This window comes from Pantoea sp. ANP04 (assembly GCF_041982285.1).
Lineage (GTDB): Bacteria > Pseudomonadota > Gammaproteobacteria > Enterobacterales > Enterobacteriaceae > Pantoea > Pantoea eucalypti.
In genome coordinates, this window is sequence record NZ_JAUTYS010000023.1 from 1 (window position 1) to 25,835 (window position 25,835).

21 protein-coding genes, 1 pseudogene and 1 riboswitch are annotated in these 25,835 nt (G+C 53.9%); of the genes and pseudogenes, 6 read left to right on the forward strand and 16 right to left on the reverse strand.

Going from position 1 to position 25,835, the window contains the following annotated elements; genetic code table 11:
• The first annotated feature begins 397 nt into the window (after nucleotides 1-397).
• Both purH and purD read left to right on the forward strand, forming a co-directional pair.
• A complete protein-coding gene (gene purH, locus Q7C21_RS21665; RefSeq protein WP_008927150.1) occupies nucleotides 398-1,987 on the forward strand; it encodes a bifunctional phosphoribosylaminoimidazolecarboxamide formyltransferase/IMP cyclohydrolase in 1,590 nt (529 codons plus the stop codon).
• Between the two features lie 19 nt (nucleotides 1,988-2,006).
• Nucleotides 2,007-3,287, forward strand: a complete 1,281-nt coding sequence (gene purD, locus Q7C21_RS21670) for a phosphoribosylamine--glycine ligase (RefSeq protein ID WP_039660705.1) — start codon at nucleotides 2,007-2,009, stop codon at nucleotides 3,285-3,287.
• A gap of 32 nt (nucleotides 3,288-3,319) precedes the next feature.
• Here the strand turns inward: purD and Q7C21_RS21675 are convergent, their stop codons facing one another.
• The 6 genes from Q7C21_RS21675 to nudC all read right to left on the reverse strand — a co-directional run bounded on the left by Q7C21_RS21675 (nucleotide 3,320) and on the right by nudC (nucleotide 7,716).
• Nucleotides 3,320-3,982, reverse strand: a complete 663-nt coding sequence (locus Q7C21_RS21675) for a DUF1481 domain-containing protein (RefSeq protein ID WP_154927002.1) — start codon at nucleotides 3,980-3,982, stop codon at nucleotides 3,320-3,322.
• Nucleotides 3,983-4,051: 69 nt separating this feature from the next.
• Nucleotides 4,052-4,324 carry a nucleoid-associated protein HU-alpha gene (hupA, locus tag Q7C21_RS21680; protein WP_003850136.1) on the reverse strand — a complete coding sequence of 91 codons (273 nt, stop codon included), beginning with the start codon at nucleotides 4,322-4,324 and terminating at the stop codon, nucleotides 4,052-4,054.
• 188 nt (nucleotides 4,325-4,512) lie between these two features.
• Nucleotides 4,513-5,103, reverse strand: coding sequence for a YjaG family protein (locus tag Q7C21_RS21685; RefSeq protein WP_003850135.1), 591 nt, complete (start codon nucleotides 5,101-5,103; stop codon nucleotides 4,513-4,515).
• 63 nt (nucleotides 5,104-5,166) lie between these two features.
• Complete coding sequence (gene nfi, locus Q7C21_RS21690) at nucleotides 5,167-5,835, reverse strand: deoxyribonuclease V (protein ID WP_003850133.1); 669 nt, start codon at nucleotides 5,833-5,835, stop codon at nucleotides 5,167-5,169.
• Between the two features lie 2 nt (nucleotides 5,836-5,837).
• On the reverse strand, nucleotides 5,838-6,905 hold the full coding sequence (gene hemE, locus Q7C21_RS21695; RefSeq protein ID WP_008927148.1) for a uroporphyrinogen decarboxylase: 1,068 nt from the start codon (nucleotides 6,903-6,905) through the stop codon (nucleotides 5,838-5,840).
• A gap of 40 nt (nucleotides 6,906-6,945) precedes the next feature.
• Nucleotides 6,946-7,716, reverse strand: a complete 771-nt coding sequence (gene nudC, locus Q7C21_RS21700) for an NAD(+) diphosphatase (protein ID WP_003850129.1) — start codon at nucleotides 7,714-7,716, stop codon at nucleotides 6,946-6,948.
• 89 nt (nucleotides 7,717-7,805) lie between these two features.
• Between nudC and Q7C21_RS21705 the strand changes: the two genes are divergently transcribed.
• The 3 genes from Q7C21_RS21705 (at nucleotide 7,806) to thiE (ending at nucleotide 11,205) form a co-directional block, all read left to right on the forward strand.
• Nucleotides 7,806-8,312 (forward strand): Rsd/AlgQ family anti-sigma factor, encoded by a 507-nt coding sequence (locus Q7C21_RS21705; RefSeq protein WP_003850126.1) that lies wholly within the window; start codon nucleotides 7,806-7,808, stop codon nucleotides 8,310-8,312.
• Between the two features lie 153 nt (nucleotides 8,313-8,465).
• A riboswitch (TPP riboswitch) is annotated at nucleotides 8,466-8,566 on the forward strand.
• A gap of 87 nt (nucleotides 8,567-8,653) precedes the next feature.
• On the forward strand, nucleotides 8,654-10,576 hold the full coding sequence (gene thiC, locus Q7C21_RS21710; protein ID WP_003850124.1) for a phosphomethylpyrimidine synthase ThiC: 1,923 nt from the start codon (nucleotides 8,654-8,656) through the stop codon (nucleotides 10,574-10,576).
• A 2-nt stretch (nucleotides 10,577-10,578) separates the two neighbouring features.
• Nucleotides 10,579-11,205, forward strand: coding sequence for a thiamine phosphate synthase (thiE, locus tag Q7C21_RS21715; protein WP_003850122.1), 627 nt, complete (start codon nucleotides 10,579-10,581; stop codon nucleotides 11,203-11,205).
• Between the two features lie 193 nt (nucleotides 11,206-11,398).
• Here thiE and Q7C21_RS21720 read toward each other — a convergent pair whose 3' ends face one another.
• Nucleotides 11,399-12,853, reverse strand: a complete 1,455-nt coding sequence (locus Q7C21_RS21720) for a PLP-dependent aminotransferase family protein (protein WP_039660698.1) — start codon at nucleotides 12,851-12,853, stop codon at nucleotides 11,399-11,401.
• Between the two features lie 174 nt (nucleotides 12,854-13,027).
• On the opposite strand from Q7C21_RS21720, the gene Q7C21_RS21725 reads away from it, so the two are divergent.
• A complete protein-coding gene (locus tag Q7C21_RS21725) occupies nucleotides 13,028-13,210 on the forward strand; it encodes a DUF1127 domain-containing protein (protein ID WP_039660706.1) in 183 nt (60 codons plus the stop codon).
• Between the two features lie 54 nt (nucleotides 13,211-13,264).
• Here the strand turns inward: Q7C21_RS21725 and rpoC are convergent, their stop codons facing one another.
• The 9 genes and pseudogenes from rpoC to tuf form a co-directional block, all read right to left on the reverse strand.
• Nucleotides 13,265-17,488, reverse strand: coding sequence for a DNA-directed RNA polymerase subunit beta' (gene rpoC, locus Q7C21_RS21730; RefSeq protein ID WP_375151084.1), 4,224 nt, complete (start codon nucleotides 17,486-17,488; stop codon nucleotides 13,265-13,267).
• A gap of 129 nt (nucleotides 17,489-17,617) precedes the next feature.
• Entirely contained in the window at nucleotides 17,618-21,646 is a 4,029-nt protein-coding gene (gene rpoB / locus Q7C21_RS21735; RefSeq protein ID WP_008927143.1) for a DNA-directed RNA polymerase subunit beta, read from the reverse strand.
• 329 nt (nucleotides 21,647-21,975) lie between these two features.
• Nucleotides 21,976-22,338 (reverse strand): 50S ribosomal protein L7/L12, encoded by a 363-nt coding sequence (gene rplL / locus Q7C21_RS21740; protein ID WP_008927142.1) that lies wholly within the window; start codon nucleotides 22,336-22,338, stop codon nucleotides 21,976-21,978.
• Nucleotides 22,339-22,403: 65 nt separating this feature from the next.
• On the reverse strand, nucleotides 22,404-22,901 hold the full coding sequence (gene rplJ, locus Q7C21_RS21745) for a 50S ribosomal protein L10 (protein WP_003848098.1): 498 nt from the start codon (nucleotides 22,899-22,901) through the stop codon (nucleotides 22,404-22,406).
• 365 nt (nucleotides 22,902-23,266) lie between these two features.
• Entirely contained in the window at nucleotides 23,267-23,971 is a 705-nt protein-coding gene (rplA, locus tag Q7C21_RS21750; RefSeq protein ID WP_003848092.1) for a 50S ribosomal protein L1, read from the reverse strand.
• Nucleotides 23,972-23,974: 3 nt separating this feature from the next.
• Nucleotides 23,975-24,403 carry a 50S ribosomal protein L11 gene (rplK, locus tag Q7C21_RS21755; protein WP_006121495.1) on the reverse strand — a complete coding sequence of 143 codons (429 nt, stop codon included), beginning with the start codon at nucleotides 24,401-24,403 and terminating at the stop codon, nucleotides 23,975-23,977.
• Nucleotides 24,404-24,550: 147 nt separating this feature from the next.
• Complete coding sequence (gene nusG, locus Q7C21_RS21760; RefSeq protein ID WP_003848088.1) at nucleotides 24,551-25,096, reverse strand: transcription termination/antitermination protein NusG; 546 nt, start codon at nucleotides 25,094-25,096, stop codon at nucleotides 24,551-24,553.
• Nucleotide 25,097: 1 nt separating this feature from the next.
• Nucleotides 25,098-25,481 carry a preprotein translocase subunit SecE gene (secE, locus tag Q7C21_RS21765; RefSeq protein ID WP_008927141.1) on the reverse strand — a complete coding sequence of 128 codons (384 nt, stop codon included), beginning with the start codon at nucleotides 25,479-25,481 and terminating at the stop codon, nucleotides 25,098-25,100.
• Nucleotides 25,482-25,712: 231 nt separating this feature from the next.
• Nucleotides 25,713-25,835, reverse strand: a pseudogene (tuf, locus tag Q7C21_RS21770) (elongation factor Tu); the annotation flags it as partial.

Here is a 25,835-nt window from a genome sequence, read left to right on the forward strand (position 1 = left end):
TCTATTTCAGAAGTTTTTCTCCGGCGGCGCAGTCTCCTGTGCCTCTCAACCCGCTTCCCGTTGCCGGTGTTCCGTGTTGATGGATGCGCATTATAGGGAGTTGTCGGAGAGTCGCAACCCATAAATTGCATAAAAGAGAGCGTTCGCTGCATTCCACAGCAAAAGCCGCTGTTATACGCAGTTACACACAATGTTATCCACACAGAGCGGGCTAAATGAATTTAGGCGAGCATCGCGCAAACGTTTTCGCTACAATGCCGGGCAATATTCCGGACACCCCTTTTCGGGGCGTTACCTGAGGTTTTTGATCTTTTCTTCCTATATAGAAGAGAAAGCCGCTATGAAGCCTGACGTAACGCTCTTATATACGCGAAACAAAGCCAAGGGATAAACCACCATGCAACAACCTCGTCCTGTACGCCGCGCATTGCTCAGTGTCTCTGACAAAGCCGGTATCCTCGAATTTGCTCAGGCGCTCTCAAGTCGCGGTGTCGAGCTGCTCTCCACAGGTGGAACAGCTCGCCTTCTGGCGGATGCGGGTCTGGCTGTCACTGAAGTCTCTGACTACACCGGCTTCCCGGAAATGATGGATGGACGCGTCAAAACCCTGCATCCGAAAGTGCATGGCGGCATTTTAGGTCGTCGCGGCCAGGATGATGCCATCATGGCGCAGCACGACATAAGCCCAATCGACATGGTGGTCGTTAACCTCTATCCCTTTGCACAGACTGTCGCCCGTGAAGGATGTTCACTGGAAGATGCCGTGGAAAATATCGACATCGGTGGCCCAACCATGGTGCGCTCTGCTGCAAAGAACCATAAAGATGTCGCCATTGTGGTCAGCAGCGGCGACTACGATGCCATCATTGCTGAAATGGACGCTCATGAGAACGCACTGACGCTTGAGACCCGTTTCGATCTGGCAATCAAAGCCTTCGAACACACCGCCGCTTATGACAGCATGATCGCTAACTACTTCGGCACCCTGGTGCCCGCCTATCACGGTGAACGCAATCAGCCCGCTGGCCGTTTCCCGCGTACCCTGAATCTGAACTTCATTAAGAAGCAGGACATGCGTTACGGCGAAAACAGCCATCAGGATGCAGCCTTCTATATAGAAGAGAATATCAGTGAAGCCTCAGTGGCCACTGCGCAGCAGGTTCAGGGCAAGGCACTCTCCTATAACAATATTGCTGACACCGATGCTGCACTCGAGTGTGTCAAAGAGTTCAGTGAACCCGCCTGCGTCATCGTCAAGCATGCAAACCCTTGTGGTGTCGCAACCGGTGATGATCTGCTGGCAGCCTATGAGCGGGCTTATCAGACCGACCCAACTTCCGCGTTCGGCGGCATCATCGCCTTTAACCGCGAGCTGGATGAAGCGACGGCTCAGGCGATTATCAGCCGCCAGTTTGTTGAGGTGATCATCGCACCCGCCGTTTCCGAAGCCGCGCTGAAAATTACCGCGGCTAAACAGAATGTCCGTGTGCTGATCTGTGGTCAGTGGCAAAACCGTACTGCCGCACTGGATTTCAAACGCGTCAATGGTGGCCTGCTGGTCCAGGATCGCGATCTCGGTATGGTGGATGCCAGCCAGTTGCGCGTGGTCAGCAAACGCCAGCCAACCGAACAGGAGCTGCGTGATGCGCTGTTCTGCTGGAAAGTGGCGAAGTTTGTTAAGTCCAATGCCATTGTTTATGCGCGCGACAACATGACAATTGGTATAGGTGCCGGGCAGATGAGCCGCGTCTACTCCGCTAAAATTGCAGGTATCAAAGCAGCCGATGAAGGTCTGGAAGTCAAAGGATCCGCCATGGCGTCAGATGCTTTCTTCCCGTTCCGTGATGGAATTGATGCTGCAGCGGCGTCCGGCGTGAGCTGTGTTATCCAGCCTGGCGGCTCCATCCGTGATGAAGAAGTGATTGCGGCGGCTGATGAGCACGGCATTGCCATGATCTTCACCGACATGCGCCACTTCCGCCATTAATTGTTCTGGAGAGTAACAGATGAAAATTTTAGTAATCGGTAATGGCGGACGTGAACATGCTCTGGCCTGGAAAGCGGCTCAGTCGCCGTTAGCGGAAACGGTGTTTGTCGCGCCGGGTAACGCGGGCACCGCATTAGAGCCTGCGCTTCAGAATATTGCGATCAGTGCGACAGATGTTCCCGCCCTGCTGGAATTTGCCCAGCGCGAAAAGATCGATCTGACGATTGTCGGACCTGAAGCGCCGCTGGTGATCGGCGTGGTCGATGCGTTCCGTAAGGCAGGCCTCGCTATCTTCGGTCCGACTCAGGCCGCTGCACAGCTGGAAGGTTCTAAAGCCTTCACCAAAGATTTCCTGTCACGTCATCAGATCCCGAGTGCCGAATACCAGAACTTCACCGAGGTTGAGCCCGCTCTCGCATATCTGCGCGAGAAAGGCGCGCCAATCGTTATAAAAGCCGACGGCCTGGCCGCAGGTAAAGGCGTGATTGTCGCGATGACGCTGCAGGAAGCGGAGGATGCGGTTCAGGATATGCTGGCCGGTAATGCCTTTGGTGATGCCGGACACCGCATTGTGATTGAAGAGTTTCTGGAGGGCGAAGAAGCCAGCTTCATCGTGATGGTGGACGGCGAGCATGTGCTGCCCATGGCCACCAGCCAGGATCACAAGCGTGTGGGTGATGGCGACACCGGTCCCAACACGGGCGGCATGGGTGCCTACTCCCCGGCGCCGGTGGTTACCGATGAGATCCACCAGCGCGTGATGGATCAGGTGATCTGGCCGACCGTGCGTGGCATGGCCGCTGAAGGCAACGTCTATACCGGTTTTCTTTATGCGGGCCTGATGATCGATCATACCGGGCAGCCGAAAGTGATCGAATTCAACTGCCGCTTTGGCGATCCGGAGACGCAGCCGATCATGCTGCGCCTGCAGTCGGATCTGGTCGATCTTTGCCGGGCTGCCTGTGACGGTAAGCTGGATCAGAAAACGTCACAATGGGATCCACGACCTGCGCTGGGTGTGGTGCTGGCAGCTGGCGGTTATCCGGGTGATTATGCGCAGGGCGACCAGATTCATGGCCTGCCACTGGAGGAAGTGGCTGACGGTAAGGTATTCCATGCCGGAACACGTCTGGAAGAAGATCGGGTGCTGACCAACGGTGGCCGCGTGCTGTGTGTCACCGCGCTGGGCGACGACGTAGCAGCCGCACAAAAGCGGGCTTACGAGCTGACAAAGCCGATCTCATGGCAGGGTAGCTTCTGTCGCCGCGACATTGGCTACCGCGCCATTAATCGTAAATAAGCACAGGGGGCACAGCGTGCCCCCTTTTCACTTCACATATCGTCTTCTGTCGGCTGCTGTGAGCAGTCATCCTGCTGACTGACCCGCAACAACTGTAGCCCTTCCGGCGCTTCAAGCCACGACACCATGAGCGGTGCCGATGCGCTCTGCTGCTGCTGTATCAGCAACTGCCGATCGTCAGCGTCAAAAGCGGGTCTGACCTGCTGGCCTTCACACGTCTCCAGTCGATCGCTTCCCAGCCAGTGTCCCTGCTTCAGAAACACCCTGCCGCTTAAAAGTGCATCGCTGAGGTTACGCATCCGCTCCGCATCAAACTTATAGAGCTCAATGGCATCCGGGCTGACCGCCTCACGCCGCCCTGCAAGCTGGCGCTGCATGAAGTTGAGACCACCCGCCTGATCAAAGCGCAGGGTCACATCGTCAGGCTGTTTGCCCTTTACCTGGCGCTGAATGCTGATCAACGATCCTTCTAGCCAGACGTAATCTGTCACTTCACCTTCACCGCCACTGAAGGGCGTATAGAGGGTGCGAATATGGACCGAATGATGATCGCTATTTTTGCGCCAGATACGGACAACACCACGATCGGCAAGATAGCCACTGGCAGAAAAAGGAGGAATATCCGGAGTTGAGCTGCAACCGAAAAGAATCAGGGAGAGAAACAGAATAGAAAAACGCTGAAACAGCGGGGTCATGATGGCTGGCCTCTTAAACAAAAGGGGCGAAACGCCCCCTGTTTTAAAGCTTAACCGCAGTGCGACGTCTTACTTAACGGCGTCTTTCAGCGCTTTACCAGACACGAATGCCGGTACATTTGCTGCAGCGATTTTGATCTCTTTGCCAGTCTGCGGGTTACGACCGGTACGCTCAGCGCGGTGGTTCACTTTAAAAGTACCAAAACCAACCAGTTGTACAGCATCACCATCTTTCAGAGACTCAGTGATCGCAGCCAGAGTAGATTCCAGCGCTGCCTTTGCCTGGGTTTTAGACAGGTCAGCTTTTTCTGCGATCACATCAATCAGTTGAGTCTTGTTCATAAGTTATCCTTAAAGTGTATTTATCGCTTGCTAAGCAACGAGTGCGAGGGAAAAGCCATATTCTGGCACTCTTCTGCCTGCACGCACCGATAGCCACAATTTTCAGCCCCCCAAATGTAGACCAGACAGGGGGCCAATGTGAAGCCTCCAGGCGCGCTAATTCGGGCCTGAAGTCACGTTTTATCGCCTTACTGCTGGAAATTTATACCGATGTTGCTAATTCCAGCTTCACGCAGATCAGATCGCAGACCTTTAATCAATTCAAGGTCGCGCTCTTCACACTCCGCCAGCAGGCGGAAAATCTCCCACTGAAGGTCCCACTCATCGATGATAGCCGGGTTTTCACGCAGCTCGTCATCGGTCATTTCGCGCCCAGCCTGGGTCATCTCCAGCATAGCGACAGTGGTAATTGACGTCTCGCTGACTTCAATTGCATGTTCAAGCGTTTCACCGCTCAGCTGCGCATGCACGACTTCGCTTAGTGCCACACAGGCATCAATAGCCGGGTAAACGCCGTAAACGTCAAACGCATCGCCATCCGGAATGGCAGCTTCGAGCTTTTCCAGCTGGCTGTCGAAGTTAATCTTCGCATCTTTGACCGTCAGGTTTTCCCAGATCAGATCAAGAATGCGGCGATATAGCGCCGGATCGGCAAATTCAGTCTGCTCGCAGAACGCCCGATAGTTGGGATACATGCGCTCGCACAGGCAGGCCATAAACGTAAGGTGCTGCCAGCTTTCCAGCTTCGCCAGACGCAGATGAACGGGATTTTGTAACATAAAGGTGGCTCTTATTCGTTTCGCTGGCCGCAGTGTAACTGCAAAACCGCAGCACAAACAGTGTTAAAGCGCGTTTTGCCAGCGCTGGAAAGCGGTTCTGTTCGAGGCAACCGCATCGGCCCAGCGGGTCGGTTCCGGCAACCGGTAACCGCGCGTACAGTTTTCGACCCACTGCAGCGCAGTATTCAGGCTGACGCGATGACCCGTGGCGACAAACAACGGATTACAACGCAGCTTGCTGCGCCATACCCAGCCAATTTGCTCACCTTTGTCGATCAGCGGCTGCCGGCTGCCGGGCTGCGCGTCCAGATCGTCAAAACGACCGCACAAACGGCTTTTCGCAACGCCAATCGTCGGCACATCCACCAGCAGGCCAAAATGCGATGCGACGCCCAGTCGTCTTGGATGCGAAATACCGTGCCCATCCACAAACAGCAGGTCCGGCTTTTGTTCCAGCATCTGCCAGGCGGCCATCAGTGCCGGATACTCGCGGAATGAGAGAAAGCCCGGAATGTAGGGCATGGTGGTCTCAACGCGCGCGATACGATGCTCCACCAGCGTTAGCGAGGGATACTCCAGTATCACCATCGCCGCCCGCGTTACGGTGCCTTCCTGCTCAAATCCAACGTCCGCCCCGCCGATAAAACGGGGCGGCAGCACATCAAAGTCATCCTCACGCACTACCTCAGCGGCGCGTTGTAACTGCTCAGCGCGGAGTGCGGCAATGTCCATAATTACTCCTGATGCCAGGGACGTGATAAACGATGCACCGCTTCAACAAAGACACCCGCATTTTCAGGTGGTACATCCTGATGAATGCCGTGACCCAGATTGAAGACATGCCCGGTACCCGAGCCAAAACGCTCCAGGATGCCGGCCACTTCCTGTTCAATACGCTCCGGTGCCGCATAGAGCATTGAAGGATCCATGTTGCCCTGCAGCGCAACTTTGTCGCCCACGCGACGGCGGGCGTCATCAATATCGGTGGTCCAGTCGAGACCCAGCGCATCACAACCGGTGGCTGCCATCGCTTCCAGCCACTGCCCGCCGCCTTTGGTGAAGAGCGTCACCGGCACGCGGCGACCGTCATTTTCACGGAGCAGGCCATCAACAATTTTATGCATGTAGTGAAGTGAGAACTCGCGATAATCACGACCGGTCAGCACGCCGCCCCAGGTATCAAACACCATGACAGACTGCGCACCGGCGCGGATCTGAGCATTGAGGTAGAGGATGACGCTGTCGGCCAGCTTATCCAGCATCGCGTGCAGCGTAGCCGGATCGGCATACATCATCTTTTTGATTTTGGTAAACGCCTTGCTGCTGCCACCTTCCACCATGTAGGTGGCCAGCGTCCATGGACTGCCTGAGAAGCCAATCAGCGGCAGATCGCCGTTCAGGTTCTTACGGATGGTGCGGACCGCATTCATCACGTAGCCCAGTTCCATTTCTGGATCGGGTACCGGTAAACGCTCAACGTCAGCGCGACAGGTCACAGGGTTAGAGAAACGCGGGCCTTCGCCGGTTTCAAAGTAGAGACCCAGTCCCATCGCATCAGGAATGGTCAGGATGTCACTGAAGAGGATAGCGGCATCCAGCGGATAACGGCGCAGCGGCTGCAGGGTGACTTCGCAGGCCAGCTCGGCGTTTTTGCATAGCGACATAAAGTCACCCGCCTGGGCGCGTGTCGCTTTGTACTCCGGCAAATAGCGACCGGCTTGTCGCATCATCCATACCGGCGTGACATCAACTGGCTGGCGTAACAGGGCACGCAAATAACGATCGTTCTTCAGTTCACTCATCTCAACACTCTCTCAATAACAGGCGTGTAGTGTAGCACTTTCACGCTTCGGCGCGGCACAGGGCGACAGTATCTTCAATCAGACGACGCGCCACGGTGCCGGGAGGTGGCAGCAACGGCAGGTCATCAAAACGGAACCAGGCCGCATCCAGCAGTTCTTTGCCGTCGTGTTGCAGATCGCCGCTGTCATACTCTGCCATAAATGCTGTCATCAGCGATTGCGGGAAGGGCCACGGCTGGGAGGTCACGTAACGGACATTTTTGACGCGGATATTGCTCTCTTCCATCACTTCACGGGCCACGGCCTGCTCCAGTGTCTCACCGACTTCGACAAACCCCGCCAGCACGGTATAGACCTTATTGCGATGGCGGGCATGGTTCGCCAGCAGGATTTCATCGCCGCGACGGATCGCCACAATGATGCAGGGTGCAATCTGCGGATAGTAACGCTCGCGGCAATGGCTGCAGAGACAGGCAAATTCATGTTTGCTGTGATGCATTTCATGGCCGCAATAGCCGCACCAGCGATGAGAACGGTAGAATTCCGCCAGCTGAACACCGCGACCCACCAGCTGAAACAGCGCTGCATCCTGATCGATTAGCTGACGGACTGAGAACATATCGGCAGAACGCGGTTCACAAATCAGCCAGACTTTTTCGCCCTGCCACTCACCGATGGTCCGGGCCTTACTGCCAGTTAAACCAAATTTTTCGGCGTTTCCGTGGGGTAAATCACCTTGTGGCAACCAAATTTTCTGTTCATGGCTGACAATCCACCATCCAGCGTCTACGCTTGAGATTTCGCATTGCATTTATTTCGTCATCCTTAGCGTCAAATCGCACGCTGAAGCCCTGATGTTAAGTGTGTAGATAAACAACTATAACTCACATGGAGTTAGATATGCTTAACCAGTTAGACGTCCTGGCTGAACGCGTAGGTGGCAGTAATGAACTGGTCGATTCGTGGCTTGAAGCCCGTCGTCAGCTACTGGTGACCTATTATCACCTGGTGGGTCTTAAACCTAATAAAGAGGCGCTGACGCGTCTGGATGAACAGGCGCTCGACAACTTCTGTCATGGCCTGGTCGATTATCTTTCTGCGGGTCACTTCAGTATCTATGAGCGTGTGATCAGTGAAATGAGTGGCGACAGCCCGATGATCGCTGCCGCGCAGATTTATCCCCCGCTGGAGGCCAATACGGAACGTCTGATGCAGCTCTATGACGGCCACCTTCAGCAGGCGATTGATGACGAAAACTGCATGACCTTCCAGCAGGCGTTGTCCGAAGTGGGCGAAGTGCTGGAAGCCCGGTTTACACTTGAAGATAAGCTGATTCAGCTGGCATGGGACAACAAGCTCGTCCCCCCGCCAGTGGCGAATGACAGCCAAATCGCCCGCCCGGCCTGATTATCGCCGTCGGGAAAGGGGTTGAGATTATCTTCCAGCCCTTTTATGCTAAACAGGTTCTGCGGAGCGCTTTCCAATGAACCTTTTTTATTTGTGCTTTGAAATTTAAGCTTTTTACGCCGGAGTCTGTTACAGGACGCCAGTGCAAAAAGTAGCTTCTTGTCGGAGTGCCCAGTTGGGCTGAGACCGTTAATTCGGGATCCGCGGAACCTGATCAGGTTAGAACCTGCGAAGGGAACAAGAGTAAATATTCTCTGTATGTCAGCACGCTTACGCTGTCTATACGGTTACTCCTTCCGAACTCCGGACAAGCATCGTTCCCTCTTAACAGGAAGATTGCTATGTCTGACCCAAAAATGACCCGTCGTGAACAGCGTGCCCAGGCGCAGGAATTTATCGATTCTCTGCAAAGCGGCAGTGCCTTTCCCCAGTCCCGTCGCATCTGGATTACCGGCAGCCGGGAGGATATTCGCGTACCCATGCGTGAAATTACCCTGAGCCCGACCCACACTGGCGGTAGCAAAGAACAGCCTCTCTATGAGCAAAATGAAGCGGTGCCGGTCTATGACACGGCAGGCGCTTATGGTGATCCCGCGGCAGAGATTGATGTGCATCGTGGCCTGGAAAAGCTGCGCGCGCGCTGGATTACTGAACGCGGCGACAGCGAACTTCTTGAACAGAACAGCTCAGGCTATACCCAACAGCGACTGGCTGACGAGGGGCTGGATCATCTGCGCTTCGATCACCTTCCGACACCGCGCCGTGCCCGTGCCGGGCGCCGCGTCACGCAGCTGCACTATGCCCGCCAGGGGATCATCACCCCGGAGATGGAGTTTATCGCTCTGCGCGAAAACATGGGGCGCGAGCGAATCCGCAGTGAGGTGCTGCTGCAACAGCATCCGGGTCACAGCTTTGGTGCGCATCTGCCCGCCCGCATCACCCCCGAGTTTGTGCGTCAGGAAGTTGCTGCCGGACGCGCTATCATCCCGGCGAATATCAATCACCCTGAATCAGAGCCCATGATCATAGGCCGCAACTTTCTGGTTAAGGTTAACGCCAACATCGGTAATTCGGCGGTGACCTCTTCCATTGAAGAAGAAGTGGAAAAGCTGGTCTGGTCAACTCGCTGGGGTGCCGATACGGTGATGGATCTCTCTACCGGTCGTTATATTCATGAAACGCGCGAATGGATTTTGCGCAACAGCCCGGTGCCTATTGGTACGGTGCCGATCTATCAGGCGCTGGAAAAAGTGAATGGCGTGGCGGAGGCGCTGAACTGGGAAATATTCCGGGACACGCTGCTTGAACAGGCGGAACAGGGCGTCGATTACTTCACTATCCACGCGGGCGTGCTACTGCGTTATGTCCCGATGACGGCGAAACGTCTGACCGGCATCGTCTCGCGGGGCGGATCGATCATGGCGAAGTGGTGCCTGTCCCATCATCAGGAGAGTTTCCTCTATCAGCACTTCCGTGAGATCTGTGAAATCTGTGCGGCGTACGATGTCTCCCTGTCGCTGGGCGATGGCCTGCGTCCGGGTTCGATTCAGGATGCCAACGATGAAGCGCAGTTTGCCGAACTGCGTACCCTGGGTGAACTGACCCGTATTGCCTGGGAATATGATGTTCAGGTAATGATTGAAGGTCCGGGCCACGTGCCGATGCATATGATCCGCCGCAACATGACGGAACAGCTCGAGCTGTGCGATGAAGCCCCCTTCTACACCCTCGGTCCGCTGACCACCGATATCGCGCCCGGCTATGACCATTTCACCTCGGGTATCGGTGCCGCCATGATTGGCTGGTTTGGTTGTGCGATGCTGTGTTATGTCACACCTAAAGAGCATCTGGGTCTGCCCAACAAAGAGGATGTGAAACAGGGATTGATCACCTACAAAATCGCGGCGCATGCCGCCGATCTGGCCAAAGGCCACCCCGCTGCGCAGATCCGTGATAACGCCATGTCCAAAGCGCGCTTTGAATTCCGCTGGGAAGATCAATTCAATCTGGCGCTGGATCCCCACACGGCGCGTGCTATGCATGACGAAACCCTGCCGCAGGAGTCAGGAAAGGTGGCTCATTTCTGCTCGATGTGTGGCCCTAAATTCTGCTCAATGAAAATTTCTCAGGAGGTGCGCGAGTTTGCAGCACGCCAGGATGCGCGTGCCGAGCCGGTTGAAGTGGGCATGGCGCAGATGTCAGACCGTTTTCGCAGCCACGGCGGTGAGCTTTATCACCCTGCCGATGCCATTAAGGAGGAGTAACGATGCCCGCATTCCCTGCTACCGCCCCGCGCCTGGGGCTTTATCCGGTGGTTGATAGCCCCGAGTGGATTGAACGCCTGCTGGAGATGGGCGTTCGCACGCTGCAGCTGCGCATTAAGGATCAGCCCGATGCGATCGCTGAGCCCGCTATTGCCCATGCGATTGCACTGGGAAAACGCTATGACGCACGCCTGTTTATCAATGACTACTGGCAGCTGGCAATTAAACATCAGGCTTATGGCATACATCTGGGGCAGGAGGATATGGATGTGGCTGATCTTGCCCGCATTCATCAGGCCGGATTGCGTCTGGGGCTCTCCACCCATGACGACGCGGAGCTGGATCGCGCGCTGGCAATCCAGCCCTCTTACATCGCACTTGGGCATATTTTCCCGACGCAGACTAAAGAGATGCCTTCTGCGCCGCAGGGCATTGAGCAGCTGAAGCGACATCTGGCACGCCTGACGCATATTCCCACTGTGGCGATTGGCGGTATCTCGATTGCGCGAGCACCTGAGGTACTGGCTACCGGCGTTGGAAGTATTGCGGTAGTGAGTGCGATTACTCAGGCAGATGACTGGCGTGAAGCAACCCGGACACTGATGGCGCTGGCAGAACCTGGTCATTAAGGATTTGTGGAAGCTGTGCCACATAGCCGCTGCAAAACAGGTAATGCCCGCATTCTTCCAGGAAAGCAGCGCGCAAACGTGAGGGTTGCCGCTGGCGTGCTGTGAGCCAAAACCTTAACGTGGCATCCGTCAGGTTAAGGTTAACTGACCAGGGCCGGTTCCCTCCTCTTGCCGGCCCTGCTTCTTCTTTCCTCTATACGATAGCAGAGGCTGAAGTCTGCGGCTCATGCTGGCACGAGAGCATAGCGCGTTCGACGGCCGCACCCACCCGCGCCAGCGCCTGTTCAGTTTGCTCGTTTATTGGCAGCCCGTAGTTTAAGCGCAGGCAGTTGCGATATTTGCCCGAGGCCGAAAAGAGTGAGCCTGCGGCAATCTGAATTTTTGACTCGCGCAGTTCCCGGTTAAGCAGGACCGCATCAAATGCTTCCGGGAGTTCAATCCACATCAGAAAACCGCCCTGAGGGCGGGAAACGCAGATGCCGCAGGGAAAGTAGTGGCGCACCCAGCAGCTAAAGGTTTCATAGTTACGATGATAGATTTGCCGCATCCGCCGTAGATGCAGCTGATAATGGCCCTGGCGGATAAACTCCGCAACCGCATGCTGAGGCTGCGTGGCGGTGGAGCCTGTGACGATATATTTCATGTGCAGCACGCGGTCGCGATAGCGTCCTGGTGCAACCCAGCCGACACGTAAACCGGGCGCCAGCGTTTTAGAAAAAGAGCTGCACAGCAGAACCCGGCCATCGAGATCCAGCGCTTTAATAGTAGGTGGGCGCGGGTATTCCCAGGCTAACTCACCATAAACATCATCTTCGATTACCGCCGCATCAAACCGCTGCGCCAGCGCCAGCAATGCCCGCTTACGCTGTTCAGGCATGATGAATCCCAGAGGATTATTGCAGTTCGGCACAACAACGACTGCTTTAATCGGCCATTGATCAAAGGCCAGTTCCAGCGCTTCCAGACTGATGCCGGTGACCGCATCTGTTGGGATCTCAATGGCACGAATGCCAAAGCCGCGCAGGGTTTGCATGATGCCGTGAAACGACGGTGACTCAACGGCAATGATATCGCCCGGCTCGCAGACAGCCCGAACGGCGACCGATAACGCCTCATGGCAGCCGGTGGTAATAACAATGTCATCGGCGGTGAGCTGGCAGCCGCTGTCTATTGCCAGCCGTGCAACCTGTTGTCGCAGCGCGAGAACACCATAGAGGTTGTCATAATTCAGCAGCGCCATGTCCTGCTTCTGCGCCTGACGGCTGAATGCTTTCCACAGCGGCTTAAGCGTCGGCTGAGTCACATCCGGCATGCCACTGCCCAGCTGCAACACATCATCCTCCAGTCGGCTGTTAATCAGCTCCAGCACCGCATCCCACTGCGTCACCTCAACCGGCCGCTGTGCAGGACGGGTCAGCGCAGGCATCGGGGGTGTTGCTTTGCGCGAGGCGACAAAATAGCCGGAGCGAGACTGCGGCGTGATCATCTGCTTCTCTTCCAGCAGATGATAAGCCTGCTGTACGGTGCTGATACTGACGCCATGTTCGGCACTCAGACTGCGTACCGAAGGCAGGCGCTCACCACTGCGATATAAACCCTGTTCAATGCGCTGAGCCAGCAGTGTGGCCAGATGTTCATATCGCGTCATTGTATTTCCTCTGTCTCAGATGATGAGCATTAACCAGTACAGTTATGCTTCTTTTTTACCATTCAGATCACGACAACCGCAATCTGTATGTTAAAAAAAGGTGATTTTTGCGTCTGTATCATACAGAGCGATGCGATGAAAATGGTCATCAGATACTTCACTGAGGGCACTATCATGGGATACGACGAGAATCGCGCAGCTAAACCCTTTACAGGCACACCTTACCAGCTGGTTCGTTTCGTGTGGCGTAGTTATAAACGCTGGCAACTACGGCGTGAAACCCGCGTCATCCTGTCGAAACTGAGTGACAGTCAGTTGAAAGACATTGGTCTCAGGCGCAACGACTGGAATGCCTGAATGACAGACAAAAAAAACCCTGCCGAGGCAGGGTTTTTATCAGGCAAAGAACGATTAATCGTTTTTGTTGCCGCCGAGACCGGCGTTCAACAGTTCAGCCAGGCTGGCTGAGGCTTCATCCGCAGTAACCTGCGGTGCAACCGGCACTTCACCTGCCGCTTTACGGCGCATACGATCCTGATGGTACGCATAACCGGTACCGGCCGGAATCAGACGACCCACGATGACGTTCTCTTTCAGGCCGCGCAGTTCGTCGCGCTTGCCTGCAACTGCTGCTTCGGTCAGGACACGTGTCGTCTCCTGGAACGATGCTGCAGAGATGAACGATTCGGTAGCCAGTGACGCTTTGGTAATACCCAACAGGTCACGCATGAAGGTTGCGCCAACTTTTCCGTTCGCTTCCAGATCACGGTTAGAGATCTTGATGCGAGAGAATTCAGCCTGCTCACCTTCCAGGAAGTCTGCACTTCCTGCGCTCACGATGGTTGCTTTACGCAGCATCTGACGAACGATGACTTCGATGTGCTTATCGTTAATCTTAACGCCCTGCAGACGGTAAACTTCCTGCACTTCGTTAGTGATGTAACGGGTCACCGCATGCACGCCACGCAAGCGCAGGATGTCATGTGGAGACTCTGGGCCATCGGAAACCACGTCACCGCGCTCAACACGTTCACCTTCGAACACGTTCAGCTGACGCCATTTCGGAATCATCTCTTCGTACGGCTCGCTACCATCCAGCGGGGTAATGACCAGACGACGCTTACCTTTGGTCTCTTTACCGAAGGAGATGATGCCGCTGATCTCCGCCAGAATCGCGGGCTCTTTCGGACGACGCGCTTCGAACAGGTCAGCAACGCGTGGCAGACCACCGGTGATATCTTTGGTACCGCCAGATTCCTGCGGAACACGCGCTAACGTGTCACCGGCACTGATCTTAACGCCATCTTCCAGCTGAACAATCGCTTTACCTGGCAGGAAGTACTGAGCCGGCATATCGGTGCCCGGGATCAGAACGTCGTTGCCGTTGGCATCAACAATTTTCAGCGCAGGACGCAGATCTTTACCGCCCGCAGTACGTTCAGCACTGTCCAGAACCACCAGCGAAGAGAGACCGGTTAAGTCATCTGTCTGACGGGTAATGGTCTGGCCATCAACCATGTCAGTGAAGCGAATGAAACCGCCCACTTCGGTGATGACTGGCATGGTATGCGGATCCCAGTTTGCAACGGTTTCGCCCGCGGCAACCTGCTCACCATCACCTTTCGCCATGGTAGAACCATAAGGAACTTTATAGCTCTCTTTGGTACGACCAAATTCGTCGATCATTTTCAGTTCAACGTTACGCGAGGTGATCACCAGCTTGCCTGCCGAGTTCGTTACGGACTTGGCGTTGGTCAGCTTGATGGTACCTTTGTTCTTCACCTGAATGCTGGATTCAGCAGCCGCACGTGATGCCGCACCACCGATGTGGAACGTACGCATCGTCAGCTGTGTACCTGGCTCACCGATGGACTGTGCTGCGATAACACCGATCGCTTCACCTTTGTTGATGATGTGACCACGTGCCAGGTCGCGACCGTAGCAATGCGCACACACACCAAAGTCGGTTTCACAACCTACAACAGAGCGGACTTTCAGGCTGTCAACTGAGTTCAGTTCCAGCACGTCACACCAGTGCTCATCGAGCAGCGTGTTGCGTGGGACCAGAATGTCAGCAGTGCCCGGCTTCAGAACGTCTTCTGCCGTCACACGACCCAGTACACGTTCACGCAGTGGCTCTTTAACGTCGCCACCTTCGATGACAGGCGTCATCATGATGCCTTCGTGTGTACCACAGTCATCTTCGGTAACAACCAGATCCTGTGCAACGTCAACCAGACGACGCGTCAGATAACCGGAGTTCGCCGTTTTCAGTGCGGTATCCGCCAGACCTTTACGTGCACCGTGGGTTGAGATGAAGTACTGAAGTACGTTCAAACCCTCACGGAAGTTCGCCGTGATTGGTGTTTCGATGATGGAACCATCTGGTTTCGCCATCAGACCACGCATACCGGCCAGCTGACGAATCTGTGCAGCAGAACCACGCGCACCGGAGTCGGCCATCATAAAGATGCTGTTAAAGGAAACCTGTCGCTCTTCTGCACCGTCGCGGTTAATCACAACTTCGGTAGAGAGGTTTTCCATCATCGCCTTGGCAACACGTTCGTTGGCTGCTGCCCAGATATCGATGACTTTGTTGTAACGTTCGCCTGCGGTTACCAGACCAGACTGGAACTGTTCCTGAATTTCAGCCACTTCCGCTTCCGCTTCGGTGATGATTTCCACTTTCTTCTCTGGAATAACCATATCATCGATACCGACTGACGCGCCTGAACGGGCAGCGTAAGCGAAACCGGTGTACATGGTCTGGTCAGCAAAGATAACCGTCGGCTTCAGACCCAGAATGCGGTAACAAGTGTTAAGCATTTTGGAGATAGCTTTTTTGCCCAGCGCCTGGTTAACGATAGAGAACGGCAGACCTTTCGGCACGATCATCCACAGGATGGCACGGCCAATCGTTGTATCGATGATGCTGATTTTAGCAACCCACTCATCCTGCTCGTTTTTCTCGTGTTCAGTGATACGCACTTTAACGCGAGCATGCAGAGAGGCCAGGCCAGCGCGATAAACACGCTCAGCTTCTTTCGGGCCAGTCAGCACCATGCCTTCGCCTTTAGCGTTAACACAGTCACGGGTCATGTAATACAGACCCAGTACAACGTCCTGAGAAGGAACGATGATTGGCTCGCCGTTCGCAGGTGACAGGATGTTGTTAGTCGACATCATCAGCGCACGCGCTTCCAGCTGGGCTTCCAGCGTCAGCGGTACGTGAACAGCCATCTGGTCACCATCGAAGTCGGCGTTATAGGCCGCACAAACCAGCGGGTGCAGCTGGATTGCTTTACCTTCGATCAGAACCGGTTCAAAGGCCTGAATACCCAGACGGTGCAGCGTAGGCGCACGGTTCAGAAGAACCGGGTGCTCACGGATCACTTCGTCGAGGATATCCCAGACAACCGCTTCTTCGCGCTCAACCATTTTCTTCGCGGCTTTGATGGTGGTGGCCAGGCCACGCAGTTCCAGCTTGCCGTAAATGAACGGTTTGAACAGTTCGAGTGCCATTTTCTTAGGCAGACCGCACTGATGCAGACGCAGGTATGGACCAACGGTGATAACCGAACGACCAGAATAGTCGACACGTTTACCCAGCAGGTTCTGACGGAAACGACCCTGCTTACCTTTGATCATGTCAGCCAGCGATTTCAGCGGACGCTTGTTGGAACCGGTGATCGCACGACCGCGACGACCGTTGTCCAGCAGTGCATCGACCGCTTCCTGCAACATACGCTTTTCGTTGCGTACGATGATATCTGGCGCAGCCAGATCCAGCAGGCGCTTCAGACGGTTGTTACGGTTGATCACGCGACGATAAAGATCGTTCAGATCCGACGTTGCGAAACGGCCACCATCCAGCGGTACCAGCGGACGCAGATCCGGTGGCAGAACAGGCAGCACGGTCAGGATCATCCACTCTGGCTTGTTACCAGACTGTACGAACGCTTCCAGCAGCTTGATACGCTTGGTCAGCTTTTTACGTTTGGTTTCGGAGTTGGTTTCGTTCAGCTCTTCACGCAGCTGCTCGCACTCCTGCTCCAGATCCATGTTTTTCAACAGGGCCTGGATCGCTTCGGCGCCCATTTTGGCGTCGAACTCGTCACCGAACTCTTCCAGAGCGTCAAGGTACTGCTCTTCAGTCAGGATCTGACGCTTCTCGAGGTTGGTCATGCCACCTTCGATTACAACGTAAGATTCAAAGTAGAGCACGCGCTCGATGTCACGCAGTGGCATATCCAGCAGTAAGCCGATACGCGATGGCAGTGACTTCAGGAACCAGATGTGCGCAGTCGGCGACGCCAGTTCGATGTGGCCCATACGCTCACGGCGTACTTTAGTCTGGGTCACTTCAACGCCGCACTTCTCACAAATCACACCACGGTGTTTCAGGCGCTTATACTTGCCGCACAGGCACTCATAGTCTTTTACCGGCCCGAAGATACGGGCACAGAACAGACCATCGCGCTCTGGCTTAAAAGTACGGTAGTTAATGGTTTCTGGCTTTTTCACTTCACCAAAAGACCAGGAACGGATCATGTCTGGCGAAGCCAGCGCAATTTTGATCGCATCAAACTCTTCGGTCTTAGTTTGCGCTTTCAGAAACTTAAGTAAGTCTTTCACGGATTAGCTCCCGTCGGAGTGAGACTCAGAGGGCGTCCAACCGAAATTGAACGCCCCGTAACCAGTACAATTGCGAGCGCTTTAAACCCTGCGCTATCAGGCGGCGGCGAACCGCAGCCTGAAAAGGGGTTACTCGTCTTCCAGCTCGATGTTGATACCCAGCGAGCGAATCTCTTTCAACAGTACGTTGAAGGATTCCGGCATGCCCGGTTCCATCTGATGGTTACCGTCAACGATGTTTTTATACATCTTGGTACGGCCGTTGACGTCATCAGACTTAACGGTAAGCATTTCCTGCAGGGTATACGCGGCACCGTATGCTTCCAGTGCCCATACTTCCATCTCACCAAAGCGCTGACCACCGAACTGTGCCTTACCACCCAGCGGCTGCTGAGTAACCAGGCTGTAGGAACCGGTTGAACGTGCATGCATCTTGTCATCAACCAGGTGGTTGAGTTTCAGCATGTACATGTAGCCAACGGTTACCTGACGTTCGAACTGCTCACCGGTACGGCCGTCAAACAGGGTAATCTGACCGGAAGAAGGCAAGCCGCCGAGCTGCAGCAGCTCTTTGATTTCACTCTCTTTCGCGCCATCAAACACCGGAGTGGCGATTGGCATACCTTTCTTCAGGTTCTCTGCCAGACGAAGAACTTCGTCATCGGAGAAGGTGTTCAGGTCAACTTTCTGACGCAGATCGCTACCCAGGTCATAGGCGCGCTGGATGAATTCGCGCAGTTTCGCGACTTCTTCCTGCTTCTTCAGCATGGCGTTGATCTTCTCGCCGATGCCTTTCGCTGCCATGCCCAGGTGGGTTTCCAGAATCTGACCGATGTTCATACGCGATGGTACGCCCAGCGGGTTCAGAACGATGTCAACCGGCGTGCCGTTTTCATCGTAAGGCATATCTTCGATCGGGTTGATCTTGGAGATAACACCTTTGTTACCGTGACGGCCTGCCATTTTGTCACCCGGCTGAATCTGACGCTTAACAGCCAGATAAACCTTAACGATTTTCAGCACGCCTGGTGCCAGATCATCGCCCTGGGTGATTTTACGACGCTTACCTTCGAGTTTTTTCTCAAACTCGTGCTTCAGTTCGTCGTACTGCTCTGCCAGCTGCTCCAGCTGGTTTTGCTTGGCTTCGTCAGTCAGACCCAGTTCCAGCCAGCGCTCGCGCGGCAGCTTGTCCAGTTTGTCTGCTTCAACGCCACCAGAAATCAGGACGTTCTGAATACGGCTGAACAGGCCCGCTTCCAGAATCTGCAGTTCTTCAGACAGGTCTTTTTTGGCCTGCTTCAGCTGCATCTCTTCAATTTCCAGCGCACGTTTGTCTTTTTCCACGCCATCGCGGGTAAAGACCTGAACGTCAATCACGGTGCCTGACACGCCATTCGGTACGCGCAGTGACGAATCTTTCACGTCAGAGGCTTTTTCACCGAAGATAGCGCGCAGCAGTTTCTCTTCTGGCGTCAGCTGGGTCTCACCTTTCGGCGTGACCTTACCCACCAGAATGTCACCACCGGTCACTTCAGCACCGATGTAGACAATGCCTGACTCATCCAGTTTAGAGAGAGCGGCTTCACCCACGTTCGGGATATCAGCGGTAATCTCTTCCGGCCCCAGTTTGGTGTCACGCGACACGCAAGCCAGTTCCTGAATATGGATAGTCGTAAAGCGATCTTCCTGAACCACACGCTCGGAGACCAGGATGGAGTCTTCGAAGTTGTAGCCGTTCCACGGCATGAACGCTACGCGCATGTTCTGGCCCAGTGCCAGTTCACCCAGATCGGTGGACGGGCCATCTGCCAGCACGTCGCCGCGCTCAACCGGCTCACCCAGAGAAACACATGGCATCTGGTTGATGCAGGTGTTCTGGTTAGAACGGGTATATTTGGTCAGGTTATAAATGTCGATACCGGCTTCGCCAGCATGCATTTCGTCTTCGTTCACTTTGATAACGATACGTGATGCGTCGACGTACTGAACGGTACCGCCACGTTTCGCAACGGCGGTAACACCGGAGTCAACAGCAACAGCACGTTCCATACCGGTACCAACCAGCGGCTTGTCAGCACGCAGAGTCGGAACGGCCTGACGTTGCATGTTCGCACCCATCAGGGCGCGGTTGGCGTCATCGTGTTCCAGGAACGGGATCAGGGACGCACCGACAGAAACGATCTGTTGGGTCGAAACGTCCATGTAGTCAACCTGATCACGGCTGAACAGACTTGATTCGCCTTTGCTACGGCAGGTGACTAAGTCATCAACAAACGCGCCGTTATCATCAAGAGGGGCGTTCGCCTGAGCGATAACGTAGTTACCCTCTTCGATAGCAGAAAGGTAATGAATCTCGTCAGAAACCAGACCGTCGATAACACGGCGATAAGGTGTCTCAAGGAAACCGTACTCGTTCGTCTGTGCATAAACAGACAAGGAGTTGATCAGACCGATGTTCGGACCTTCAGGGGTTTCGATTGGGCAGACACGACCGTAGTGCGTTGGGTGTACGTCACGCACTTCGAAGCCGGCACGCTCACGCGTCAAACCACCCGGGCCGAGAGCAGAGATACGACGTTTGTGCGTAATCTCTGACAGCGGGTTGTTCTGATCCATGAACTGAGAAAGCTGGCTTGAACCAAAGAACTCTTTCACCGCGGCCGAAATCGGCTTCGCGTTGATCATGTCCTGTGGCATCAGGGTATCCAGGTCGCCCAGTGACAGACGCTCTTTAACCGCACGCTCAACACGCACCAGACCCACACGGAACTGGTTCTCAGCCATTTCACCGACTGAACGAATACGACGGTTACCGAGGTGGTCGATATCGTCCACTTCGCCTTTACCGTTACGGATGTCGATCAGCTTCTTCATCACTTCGATGATGTCGTCTTTGCTCAGGATGCCTGAACCTTCGATTTCATCACGCAGTAATGAGCGGTTGAACTTCATACGACCAACAGCAGACAGATCGTAACGATCTTCAGAGAAGAACAGGTTCTCAAACAGGTTCTCTGCTGCTTCGCGTGTTGGCGGCTCACCAGGACGCATCATGCGGTAGATCTCAACCAGTGCGCTCAGGCGATCGCTGGTTGGGTCGACACGCAGGGTCTCGGAGATATAAGGACCGTGGTCCAGATCGTTGGTGAACAGCGTTTCGATGCGCTTGTGACCGGACTGGCTCAGTTTAGCCAGCAGATCCAGTGACAGTTCCATGTTCGCTGCAATGATCAGCTCACCGGTGCTCTCATCGATGTAGTCTTTAGCGACCACTTTGCCCGCGATATATTCAACCGGAACTTCGATGTGCTGAATGCCATCTTTTTCCAGCTGACGGATATGGCGCGCAGTGATACGGCGTGCTTTTTCGACGTAGACGGTGCCGTTCGCTTCGATATCGAAGGTAGCGGTTTCACCGCGCAGGCGCTCAGGCACCAGCTCCATCTGCAGCTTGTTGTCACGGATTTCAAACACCACTTTCTCGAAGAAGATATCGAGGATCTGAGGTGTAGTGAACTGCAACGCACGCAGGATGATAGTGGCCGGCAGCTTACGACGACGGTCAATACGGACAAACAGGTTATCTTTCGGGTCAAACTCAAAGTCGAGCCATGATCCGCGGTAAGGGATGATACGTGCGTTGTACAGCACTTTACCCGATGAGTGAGTTTTACCCTTATCGCTATCAAAGAACACGCCAGGACTACGGTGCAGCTGAGAAACGATAACGCGTTCGGTACCATTGATAACAAAGGTACCGTTGTCGGTCATGAGCGGAATTTCGCCCATGTAGACTTCTTGTTCTTTAATGTCTTTTACGGTGCCTTCTGGCGCTTCGCGCTCATAGACCACCAGACGCAGTTTCACGCGCAGCGGTGCCGAATAGGTCACGCCACGGATCTGACACTCTTTCACGTCAAAGACAGGTTCACCCAGGCGATAGCTCACATACTGCAACTCAGAGTTGCCGCTGTAGCTCGCAATAGGGAATACAGAACGGAATGCAGCTTCCAGTCCGTACTGACCTTCTGGATCTTGCTCGATAAACTTCTGGAACGAGTCGAGCTGGATGGAAAGGAGATAAGGTATGTCCAGTACTTGCGGACGTTTACCAAAATCCTTACGAATACGTTTTTTCTCGGTATAGGAGTAAACCATAGGGTTCCTCAGCTAGCTGACAAGTCGACCCACGCTGTCCGTCCTGACAGGACAGTTCATGCAACACGATTTTGTTTGATTCACTGGCTGCGCGGCAGCAGTGCAATACCTCTTTCTATCACGCTTAAATCATTTCATCGCTTTTGAGAAGGCAGGGAACCCGCACAGGAAAGCGGTATATTAAGTCGTCGATAGAGAAAGATATTGAAGAGTAACAATGGATAAACAGTGTGAAACCCCATTGAGACCCTGTAGCGCAAAAAGGCTGGTGACCAAAAAGTCACCAGCCATCAGTCTGAAACTACTCAGACTGCAACCCGAAGGTTGTCTTACTTAACTTCAACTTCAGCGCCAGCTTCTTTCAGAGCAGCTTCAAGTGCAGCTGCGTCGTCTTTGCTGATTGCTTCTTTGATCACGCCAGTTGCTTCAACCAGGTCTTTGGCTTCTTTCAGGCCCAGACCAGTTGCAGTACGTACGGCTTTGATTACTGCTACCTTGTTCGGGCCAACAGCTTTCAGGACTACGTCGAATTCAGTTTTTTCTTCAACAGCTTCAGCCGGGCCAGCAGCAACAGCTACAGCAGCAGCAGCAGAAACGCCGAATTTTTCTTCCATTGCAGAAACCAGCTCAACAACTTCCATTACGGACATCGCTGCAACAGCTTCCAGAATTTGGTCTTTAGTGATAGACATGACAATTGTTCCTAAGAATCAGAAAAAGTTTATACGTAAGCAAGTACGAAGAAAAGAATATGGCCTTAAGCCGCTTCTTTTGCATCGCGTACAGCAGCCAGAGTGCGGACCAGTTTGCCGGCAGCGGCTTCTTTCATGGTCGACATCAGACGTGCCAGTGCTTCTTCGTAGGTCGGCAGAGTTGCCAGACGGTCAATATTGGCCGCCGTGATCAGCTCACCTTCAAAGGCTGCAGCTTTGACCTCAAATTTTGCATTCGCTTTCGCGAAATCTTTGAACAGACGAGCAGCAGCGCCCGGGTGTTCCATAGAATATGCAATCAGGGTCGGACCAACAAACGTGTCTTTCAGGCACTCAAATTGAGTTCCTTCAACGACGCGGCGCAGCAGGGTGTTACGAACAACACGCATGTAAACGCCAGCTTCACGGCCTGCTTTACGCAGTTCGGTCATTTTATCAACGGTAACGCCACGGGAATCCGCAACAACCGCTGAAAGCGCACCTTTGGCTACTTCGCTGACTTCAGCAACAATCGCTTGTTTGTCTTGAAGATTTAATGCCATTAGCTTTTGCTCCTGGATTTGACCGGGAAAGGATTTCCCCGGAACTCACTTCACTTAACCACCCCGAAGGGTGGTAAGCGCTCGAACACGGTGAGCAGAATCCAGCTAAGAAAAAATTCTTTTGGTTCTGTCACCGTCTACGCAGGGTATTAAGCGGAATATCCGGAGATAAACAGCGCCTGCGGTCTTGGACGGAGGCCAGGATAAGGCCTGGCTCCAACCTAAATTCTGTGTGACACAGCAGAGTCAGAAGGAAAGGCGATAAACGCAACAGTCAGTTCCGACTCTCTGATGTCCTGTTCTGCTAATAACAGAACAACGGGCGTAAGATTCTAGGTGAATTTTTCGCCCGTTTCAAGCAGCAATTAGTTTGCTGTTGCGTTCAGACCAGCCTGGTCAACGGCAACGCCGGCGCCCATGGTGGTTGAAAGGCTGACTTTCTTGATGTACACGCCTTTCGCCTGAGATGGTTTTGCTTTTTTCAGCGCGACCAGCAGAGATTCCAGGTTTTCTTTCAGTTTGTCAGCGTCAAAGTCCACTTTACCGATGGTAGTGTGGATGATGCCGTTTTTGTCGTTACGATAACGAACCTGACCCGCTTTAGCATTCTTAACTGCTTCAGCAACGTTAGGGGTTACAGTACCGACTTTCGGGTTTGGCATCAGGCCGCGTGGGCCCAGAATCTGGCCTAACTGGCCAACAACGCGCATTGCATCCGGAGAAGCAATAACAACGTCAAAATTCATTTCGCCTTTCTTAATCTGATCAGCCAGGTCTTCCATACCTACCAGCTCAGCGCCTGCTGCTTTAGCAGCTTCAGCGTTTGCGCCCTGGGTGAAGACAGCAACACGTACTGAACGACCAGTACCGTGTGGCAGAACGGTCGCGCCGCGCACGTTCTGATCAGATTTACGTGCATCAATGCCGAGGTTGACAGCAACGTCAACGCTTTCAACGAACTTGGCAGTAGCCAGTTCTTTCAGCAGAGCAACAGCTTCAGCAATGTCATACTGCTTGGTCGCGTCAACTTTGTCGCGAATTACGGTCATGCGCTTGGTCAGCTTAGCCATTTCTTAGTCCTCTACTACCAGGCCCATGGAACGAGCAGTACCTTCGATTGAGCGAGTCATCGCTTCAACGTCAGAACCAGTCATGTCCGCAGCTTTGGTTTCTGCGATTTCACGTACCTGAGCACGAGTCACTTTACCGACTTTATCTTTGTTCGGCTTACCAGAACCAGACTTGATGCCCGCTGCTTTTTTCAGCAGTACGGCAGCCGGAGGCGTTTTGGTAATGAAGGTAAAAGAACGGTCGCTGTATACGGTGATAACAACAGGAGTCGGCAGACCTTTTTCCAGAGATTCGGTCTTAGCGTTGAACGCTTTACAGAATTCCATGATGTTAACGCCCTGCTGACCCAGTGCTGGACCAACCGGTGGACTTGGGTTCGCCATACCAGCTGCAACCTGCAGCTTGACGTAGGCTTGGACTTTCTTAGCCATGATATTTCCTCAATTGGGTTATAGCGCCTGTAAAGGCTCCCCGTGATAACGATTTACACGCTGTTGCCAGCGCATAAAAACAAAAGGCGCGAAATTGTAGTTAAATTTCGCGCCTGCTGCAACAGCTAATTTGTGAGCGGAAAGAGGTTAACCTTTCTCCACCTGACCAAAGTCCAGCTCAACCGGTGTTGCACGACCAAAGATAGATACGGAAACCGTCAGGCGGCTCTTCTCGTAATCCACATCTTCAACCACACCGTTAAAGTCAGCAAATGGACCGTCATTAACGCGAACCATTTCACCCGGCTCAAACAGCGTTTTCGGACGAGGCTTGTCGCCGACCTGCTGCAGACGGTTCATGATCGCATCAACTTCTTTATCGCTGATAGGCGCCGGACGGTCAGAGGTACCGCCGATGAAACCCATCACGCGCGGGACGCTGCGTACTAAGTGCCAGCTGGCGTCATTCATGACCATCTGAACCAGTACGTATCCCGGGAAAAACTTGCGCTCGCTCTTACGACGCTGGCCACCACGGATTTCAACGACTTCTTCAGTCGGAACCATGACGTCGCCAAACAGCTCTTCCATGTTGTGCAATTTGATATGCTCGCGCAGCGATTGGGCTACGCGGCCTTCAAAACCGGAAAACGCCTGTACGACGTACCAGCGTTTCTTTGGAGCTTCAGACATCTCAGAACCTCAGGCCAGTGATAAACGATACCAGACGGACCAGAATACCATCCAGCCCCCACAAAATCAGTGACATCACGGCAGTAACCGCGGCAACGATTAACGTGGTGTGCAGCGTTTCCTGGCGGGTTGGCCAGATAACCTTACGCATTTCTGTTCTTGCTTCACGAGCAAAAGCCACGGTCGCTTTGCCTTTGGTCGTTAAAAGCGCAATGCCGCCAGCCGCTGCAATCAGTACAACTACGGCTAATGCACGCAGTGGCAGTGACACATCACGATAGAGGTAGTTACCTACAATCGCTGCAAGCAGCAGTAATACAACTACTACCCACTTTACCGCTTCCAGGCCACGCCCGCTCCCTTGAGCTTCGGTATTCGCACTCATAAACCAACCTGCCACAATAATTCAGAAACTATTCTGCCCCGCAGTGCGAGGCGTCCAAACCGAATGAGCTTTTGAGGCGTAACTCGGTATCCAACGCCGCATAACAGAGCCTGTCTCAGCAATGATTATGATTCAAAAAATCACTGATGAGCCAGGTTCTATGAAACAGCGTGCAAAAAGGGCATCAAATGATGCCCTTTCCGTGTGCATTGCGTCAAACGTTATCGGTAATTATGCGATAACTTTAGCAACAACACCCGCGCCAACGGTACGGCCACCTTCGCGGATTGCGAAGCGCAGACCTTCGTCCATTGCGATTGGGTGGATCAGGGTAACAACCATTTTGATGTTGTC